Raw genomic sequence first — 6,825 nt, forward strand, 5'->3', positions numbered from 1 at the left:
TGTCTTCGTCTGTGCCTGTCGGTTGACGGGACGTTATTTGCGGTCTGTCCGTTTTGTCAAGTGGTGCAGGCTGGTTGTGAGATGTTGCGGCCTTCGCCCTAAAGTCACCTGGCATGGCTTATGTCGTGCAAGCTGTGTGGATCGCCTGCGACGGCGAGGAGACCGCCGTCGCGGACATCATCCGGACCATCACCCCACTGTCGCGCCAGGAACCGGGCAACCTCGGCTACCAGGCCCATGTCTCCATCGACGACCCTCGACGGTTCATGATCTACGAGCAGTACGTCGACGCCGCGGCCTTCGAGGCGCACCGCGCCTCCGCCCACTTCCAGCAATACGTCGTCGGCGACTGCCTGGCCCGCCTCGCCTCCCGGGAGGTCGTCGCCTACGAACTCCTCGACCCCTGACCGCGCCGGCCGCCACGACGCCAAACGCCTCCAACGCCCACGGAGGATGGCAGCCTCCGAGAAGACCGAGCGGGCCGGGCGCGAGAGGTGCCCTTTCGGAGTGACCGGTCGGGGCTCTCATCTGCCAGGTTGGGCGAGGCTTCACCCCGCCGGGTCCGCGCCACATCCTGGCAGGGATATCCCGCTGATCGACGGGAGGAACGCGTGGCCGGAAAGAACGCACGGAGCCGGTCGTGATGATGCCACCGCCAGGCCCGCAACAGGTTCTGACCTTCCTGCTCCAGCTCGCCGTACTGCTGATGGTCGCCCTGTGCATGGGGCGGCTGGCGATGCGGCTACGGATGCCCGCGGTGGTAGGCGAGCTGCTGTCGGGGGTGCTGCTGGGGCCCACTCTGCTGGGACGGCTGGCGGCCGACGGCGGGGCGATGCCGCTGGTTGACGCGGTCGGCCAGCTCGGCATGCTGTTGCTGGTCGGCGTGTGCGGGGCACAGCTGGACACGACGATGCTGCGGCACCGGGCCGGGACGGCGGTGCGGGTCAGTCTCGCCGGGCTGCTCATTCCGCTCGCGCTGGGGGTGGCGGCGGGGCTCGTGTACGGGAAGGTGGTACGGACGCCGGGAGATCCAGTGGTGTTCGCGCTGTTCCTCGGTGTCGCCATGTGCGTGAGCGCGATCCCGGTGATCGCCAAGACGCTCACCGACATGAACCTGCTCCACCGCGACCTCGGACAGCTCACGCTGACGGCGGGGGTGTTCGATGACGCGGTGGGCTGGTTCCTGCTGACGGTGGTGTCGGCGATGGCCACGGCGGGCTTGCGGCCCGGCCAGGTGGGACTGTCCATCCTGTACGTGTGCGGGTTCGTGGTGGCGGCGTGGGCCGTGGGCAGGCCGCTGGTCAGGGTCGCGTTCCGGGTGGCACGGCGGGCCGGTGATGCGGCACCGTCGATCGCGCTGGCGGTGGTGGTGATCCTGCTTGGCGCGGCGGCGACCCAGGCGATGGGGATGGAGCCGGTGTTCGGGGCGTTCGTGGCGGGGCTGCTGCTCGGCTCACCCGGCGCGGCCGAGTTGAGGGCGCTGGCGGCGTTGCGGACGACCGTGTTCGCCGTGCTGGCACCGATCTTCCTGGCCGCGGCCGGGCTGCGGGTGGATCTCACGGCGCTCGGTAACGGGCGGGTGCTGCTGCTCGCGGTGGTGCTGCTGGTGGTGGCGATCATCGGGAAGTTCGCCGGTGCCTACCTGGGGGCGCGGCTGAGCGGGCTGAGCCGCTGGGAAGGGCTGGCGCTGGGGGCAGGGATGAACGCCCGCGGGGCGGTTGAGGTGGTGGTCGCCATGGTGGGCCTGCGTCTGAGGATCCTGGACGTCGCCGCGTACACGGTGGTGATCCTGATCGCCGCGGTCACCTCGCTCATCGCGCCGCCGCTGCTGCGCCTGGCCATGAGCCGGGTACACCCCCCGACGCCCGACGAACGCCGGCGCGGAGAGGAGTTGAGCGCACTGGCGTCGGCCGATGGCACGCGCCGATGACAGCGGCCCAAAGCCGCCGATGGCCCACGGGGGTCAGGTGCGGACGCGGCGCCGCTCGCGCATGAAGGCGAAAGCGATGACGGCTCCCACCAGGAAGGCGGCACCGGCGATCAGGAACGCCCGATGCATCCCGAGAACGAATCCTCCGGCCGCACCGACGACGGAGCCGAGCAGCGCGATACCGATGAGGCCGCCCACCTGCTGCATGGTCATGCCGACCGCCGAGGCGAGCCCGGCCTGCCGCTGGTCCACGGCGCCGATGATGGCGGCGTTGGTGGGCGACATGGTGAGCCCGAGCCCGAGTCCGAACAGCACGAGCACCGGCCACCAGCTCCCGTACGGCGTCCGCTCCCCGACCGTGACTAACAGCAGCAGCCCGGTACCGGCGAGGGCGAGCCCTGCGGTCATGGGCGCGCGGCTGCCGACCCGCCCGGCCAGCCGCCCGGCGATCGGGGCGGCGACGACGACAGCGGCCATGGCGGGCAGCAGCCGCACGCCGGATTCGGCCGCCGAGTAGCGCTGCACCTGCTGGAGGAAGAGCGACAGGAAGAAGAACGACCCGAGCAGCCCGAACCCGACCAGGAAGATCACCGCGGTCCCGGAGGCGAAGCGCGGCCTGGCGAACAGCCGCAACGGCACCATCGGATCGGCGGCCCGCCTCTCGACGAGCAGGAACCCGGTCAGCGCCGCCACCGCCACCCCCAGCGCGCCCAGGATGAGCGGCGACGTCCACCCTGCCCGGCCCCCCTCGATCAACGCATACGTCAGCGCGGCCAGTCCGGCGATCGCCAGCACCTGCCCGGGCACGTCGGCGCCGCGGCGCGGGTCGCGCGTCTCGGGGAACACGCGGGCGGCGAGGAAGATCGCCACTGCGCCGAGCGGCAGGTTCAGGTAGAAGACGCTGGGCCAGCCGGCGAAGTGCACCAGCGCGCCTCCGGCGGGCGGCCCGAGCAGCAGCGCCAGTCCTGAGGTGCCCGACCAGATGCCGATCGCCTTGGCCCGTTCGCGCTCGTCGGGAAAGGCGGCGGCCAGGATGGACATGGTGCCGGGCAGCAGCGCCGCGGCCCCCATGCCCTGGACCATCCGCCCGGCGACGAGCACGGCCAGGCTCCCTGCCAGCGCGCACACCAGCGAGCCCGCGCAGAACACGACCATCCCGGCGATGAACACGCGCCGGCGCCCCCAGCGGTCGCCGAGGGCGCCGGCGCTCAGCAGGAGGCTGGCGAAGACCAGGATGTACGCGTCGATGATCCACTGCAGGCCGGCGATCCGTACGTCCAGGTCTTCGGCGATGGCCGGGAGGGCCAGGTTCACCACGGTGGAGTCGAGCAGCGTCATGAACAGCGCCAGGCAGAGGCCCACCACGGTGAGCGTCCTGGCCCTAGCTTCCATGGGGATCACCTCGTTGTCGGGTGGACCGGCCTCGAAAAGATCGGAGGGACCGCAGCCGGAAGCGGAGCGCCCGCCGGTCCCGCCAGAGGTGGACCGCGAGCGCGATGGTCAGCAACCACGACAGGCCGCCGTGCCACGGCGCCGCAGTCTGTGATCCAGCGAGCTGGAAGGCGCCGCTGACCAGCACCACCAGCAGGCCGGCCAGCAGGGCGGCAGTGAGCCGGCGGTCGCGGGCGGCGCGGTCGCGACGCTGCCAGAAGTGCAGCGCGACGAGCCCGGCGAACGCCGACCCGACGATCGTGTGCGCCAGGAACGGCGTCCCGATCAGGACGAACCCGAGCACGAACGCGGCAAGCAGCCCGGCCTCGACGAGCCCTCCCCGCTTCATCGCCTCACCTCAGTACGTCAGCCAGCGCGGCGAGCAAGGCGTCCTGCTGGGAGTGCAGGAAGAAATGATCGTCGGGCAGCACGCGCAGGGTGAACCGTCCGGTGGTCTGCTCGCGCCAGGCGGCGACATCGGCGGGCGGCGCCTCGGGATCGTCCGCTCCGGCGAAGGCCGTGATCGGCCAGCTCACCCGGGCGCCCTGCTGGTGCCGGTACGTCTCGGGCACGGCCAGGTCGGCGCGGAGGATGGGGCCGACGATGTCCATGAGCTTCTCGTCGGCCAGCACCGCCTCGGGCGTGCCGTTGTACTCCCTGAGCCGGGCGCGGAACTGCGGCTCGGGCAGTGTGTGATCCGGGATCCCCTTCCTCGGCAGGTGCGGCGCGCGGAACGCGCACACGACCAGGTGCCGTGGAGCGATCTGGTACCGCTGGGCCAGGAGGCGGCCCGCCTCGAACGCCACCAGCGCACCGAGGCTGTAGCCGAACAGCGCCACGGGAGCGTCGGCGCGGGCCAGAATACCGGGCAGCAGGTCCTCGACCAGCGGGGCGAGGTGATCGTGAAGAGGGTCGCCGAAGCGGGCGCCCCGGCCGGGCAGCTCGACGGGGCACACCTCCATCCCCTCGGGGAGCCTGTCGTTCCACCCGTTGAAGATCCGGGCGGAGCCTCCCGCGTACGGGAAGCAGAACAGGCGCAGGGCAGGTGGCGCCTTGCGCTCGGTGCCGAGCGCGGCGCTGACGGATGTCGGATATGGAGTCATGACGGGAACAGGGTCGCGGCTATGGTCCGGAACTGCATGTTGGACGTGCCTTCGTAGATCTTCCCCACTTTGGTGTCGCGGTAGAACTTCTCGGCGAGATGCCCGGTGGTGAAGCCGTTGCCGCCATGGGTCTCGACCGCGTGCGAGGCGGCCTGTTCGGCCACCTCCGAGGCGACGTACTTGGCCATGGCCGCGGCTCGCAGCCGCGGCTCAGGGGCGTCGTCCCTGGTCAGGAGCGCCACGGTGTCGTACACCAGGGCGCGGGCGGCGGCGATCCGGGCGGCGAGCGCGGCCAGCGGGAAGCGGACCGCCTGGAAGTCGGCGATGCGCTCGCCGAACTGGCGGCGCTCGCGGGCGTAGGCGACCGCCAGGTCGAGCGCCCCTTGGGCGGCGCCGACGAGCTGGGCGGCGATGCCCGCCTTACCGATGTTGAGCGTGTCCACCATGAGGTGGCTGCCGCCGCCGACCCCGCCGAGCACGTCGCGCCGCCCGACCGGGGTGCGGTCGAGGACGACCTCGCACGTGGAGCTGGCCCTGATGCCGAGCTTGGAGATCGGCGGGCCGACGGTGAGCCCGGGCGCGTCCCGTTCGACGAGGAACGCGGTGAGCGCGTTGTCTCCGGTGCGGGCGAACACGAGCAGCAGGCCCGCCTCGGCCGCGTTGGTGATCCAGCACTTGCGCCCGGTCAGCGCGAACCCGTCGCCGTCCGGCTCGGCGGTGGTGGCCAGGGCGAACGCGTCGCTGCCGGCCTGTTCCTCGGAGATGGCGTACGCGCCGATCGTGCCGGCGGCCAGCCGCGGCAGGTAGCGGCGCTTCTGGTCGCCGCTGCCGTGCCGCACCAGGGCGCTGACCAGCAGCGCGTTCTGGACGTCCACGAGCACGGCGACAGCGGGGTCCACGCGGGCGAGCTCCTCGATGGCGAGCGCGGTGTGGATCAAGCCGCCGCCCGCGCCGCCGTACGCGCTGGGCACCTCGATGCCCATCAGCCCGGCCTCGACCAGAGCGGCGATCACCTTGTCGTCGAACCTGGCGCGGTCGTCCATCTCTCGCACGTACGGGGCCACGGCGGTGGCCGCCATCTCGCGTACCTTGGCCGCCCAGGCCAGCTCCTCGGGGGCGAGCCGGGCGGCGCCGTCCTCAGCCTGTACGGACATCGCCCGTCCTCGGCTGGGAGAGATCGCGCATCGGGGGCGGCTTGAGCAGCTCGCGCCACATCTTGGGCTGGGCTTTGGCCACGATGCGCTTGGCCAGGGCGTCGACGATGCGGCGTACGACCGCGTTCTTGGCGGGCTTGACGCGACGCATGCGGTAGACGCGGTCGTGCACCCAGCGCACCCGCGGCATGCGCAGCCGCTGGTAGGCGAGCAGCGCGGCGGCCGGGTCTGCGTGGTCGGCGACCTGCTCGGCCAGGACGACGGCGTCCTCGATGGCCTGGCAGGCGCCCTGGCCGAGCTCGGTGGGCATGGCGTGGGCGGAGTCGCCGAGCAGTGCGACGCGGCCGCGCACCCAGGTGTCGCTCCAGCGGCGGACCATGATGTCGGTGCGGATGACGGCGTCGAGCGGGGTGCCCTCGACAACAGGCCTGGGTGGGCCGTTCACGCCGGTGAGCAGGTCCAGCGCCCTGGCCTTCATCCGGGCGCGGTCTTTCTCGTGCTGCCCCGGGGGCGCGTACGTCGACACGCTCCACGACGTCTCCTCGGGACCGATCGGCCATGCGCCACCCGCCACCTTGGCGTCCAGGCCGCGGAACAGGTAGATCGTGCCGTCGGGCAGACCGCCGGAGTCCGGGCTGATGCCCCGGTAGCTGGTGATGCCGAGCGGTACCGGGCCGCCGTCGTCGATCAGCTGGGCCCTGATGGCGGAGCCGATGCCGTCGGCGCCGACGAGGAGCGCGCCGGTGACCTGGCGGCCGTCCTTGAGGTGCAGGGTGACGTTGTCGCCGTGGTCGGTGTATCCGGCGCACGGGCTGTCGAGATGGACGGTGACGCCGGCTCGCTCGCAGGCGTCCATGAGCACCCGGCACAGGCCGCCGCGGCGCACCGCCATCGACGGGTGACTGCCCGGCCACTCGTACTCGCGCAGGTCGGTCTGGAACAGCAGGGTGTCGCGCTCGGTACGGCTCTCGGCCCGGGTGACCACGACGCCGCAGGTCTTCAGGCCCTCGGCGAGGCCGAGGCGGCTCAGCGCGGTCGTCGCGTTGCTGTAGATCGTCTGCCCGGTGCCGCCGCTCTCGATATCGCGGTCGGGGCGGCGCTCGTACACCTCGACGGGGAAGCCGTGCAGCCGCAGCGCTAGCGCCGCGGTCAGGCCGCCGATGCCGCCTCCGGCGATCAGGATCGGATCATGGTCGCTCATTGCAGT

At 71.9% G+C, this 6,825-nt stretch carries 7 protein-coding genes; 2 read left to right on the forward strand and 5 right to left on the reverse strand.

Features of this window, described 5'->3' with window-relative positions:
* Positions 1-113 precede the first annotated feature (113 nt).
* Positions 114-407 (forward strand): putative quinol monooxygenase, encoded by a 294-nt coding sequence (locus tag KIK09_RS06240; protein ID WP_214317634.1) that lies wholly within the window; start codon positions 114-116, stop codon positions 405-407.
* Between the two features lie 236 nt (positions 408-643).
* Positions 644-1,930 (forward strand): cation:proton antiporter, encoded by a 1,287-nt coding sequence (locus KIK09_RS06245; protein ID WP_214318060.1) that lies wholly within the window; start codon positions 644-646, stop codon positions 1,928-1,930.
* Between the two features lie 33 nt (positions 1,931-1,963).
* Here KIK09_RS06245 and KIK09_RS06250 read toward each other — a convergent pair whose 3' ends face one another.
* Genes KIK09_RS06250 through KIK09_RS06270 form a run of 5 tightly spaced genes read right to left on the reverse strand, consistent with a single transcriptional unit; the run spans position 1,964 to position 6,819 of the window.
* Positions 1,964-3,322: a DHA2 family efflux MFS transporter permease subunit gene (locus KIK09_RS06250; RefSeq protein ID WP_214317635.1), complete on the reverse strand. Its 1,359-nt coding sequence runs from the start codon at positions 3,320-3,322 to the stop codon at positions 1,964-1,966.
* Positions 3,312-3,710 (reverse strand): hypothetical protein, encoded by a 399-nt coding sequence (locus KIK09_RS06255; RefSeq protein WP_214317636.1) that lies wholly within the window; start codon positions 3,708-3,710, stop codon positions 3,312-3,314. The genes KIK09_RS06250 and KIK09_RS06255 overlap by 11 nt, the downstream gene beginning before the upstream one ends.
* Positions 3,711-3,714: 4 nt before the next feature.
* Positions 3,715-4,464, reverse strand: coding sequence for a thioesterase II family protein (locus KIK09_RS06260; protein WP_214317637.1), 750 nt, complete (start codon positions 4,462-4,464; stop codon positions 3,715-3,717).
* On the reverse strand, positions 4,461-5,618 hold the full coding sequence (locus KIK09_RS06265) for an acyl-CoA dehydrogenase family protein (RefSeq protein ID WP_214317638.1): 1,158 nt from the start codon (positions 5,616-5,618) through the stop codon (positions 4,461-4,463). The genes KIK09_RS06260 and KIK09_RS06265 overlap by 4 nt, the downstream gene beginning before the upstream one ends.
* The gene (locus tag KIK09_RS06270) at positions 5,602-6,819 is read right to left on the reverse strand and encodes an FAD-dependent oxidoreductase (protein WP_214317639.1); all 1,218 of its coding nucleotides are present in this window, start codon (positions 6,817-6,819) and stop codon (positions 5,602-5,604) included. The genes KIK09_RS06265 and KIK09_RS06270 overlap by 17 nt, the downstream gene beginning before the upstream one ends.
* Positions 6,820-6,825 lie beyond the last annotated feature (6 nt).

The sequence above is a fragment of the Nonomuraea sediminis genome (genome assembly GCF_018531495.1).
In the GTDB taxonomy this organism is placed as follows: Bacteria; Actinomycetota; Actinomycetes; order Streptosporangiales; family Streptosporangiaceae; genus Nonomuraea; species Nonomuraea sediminis.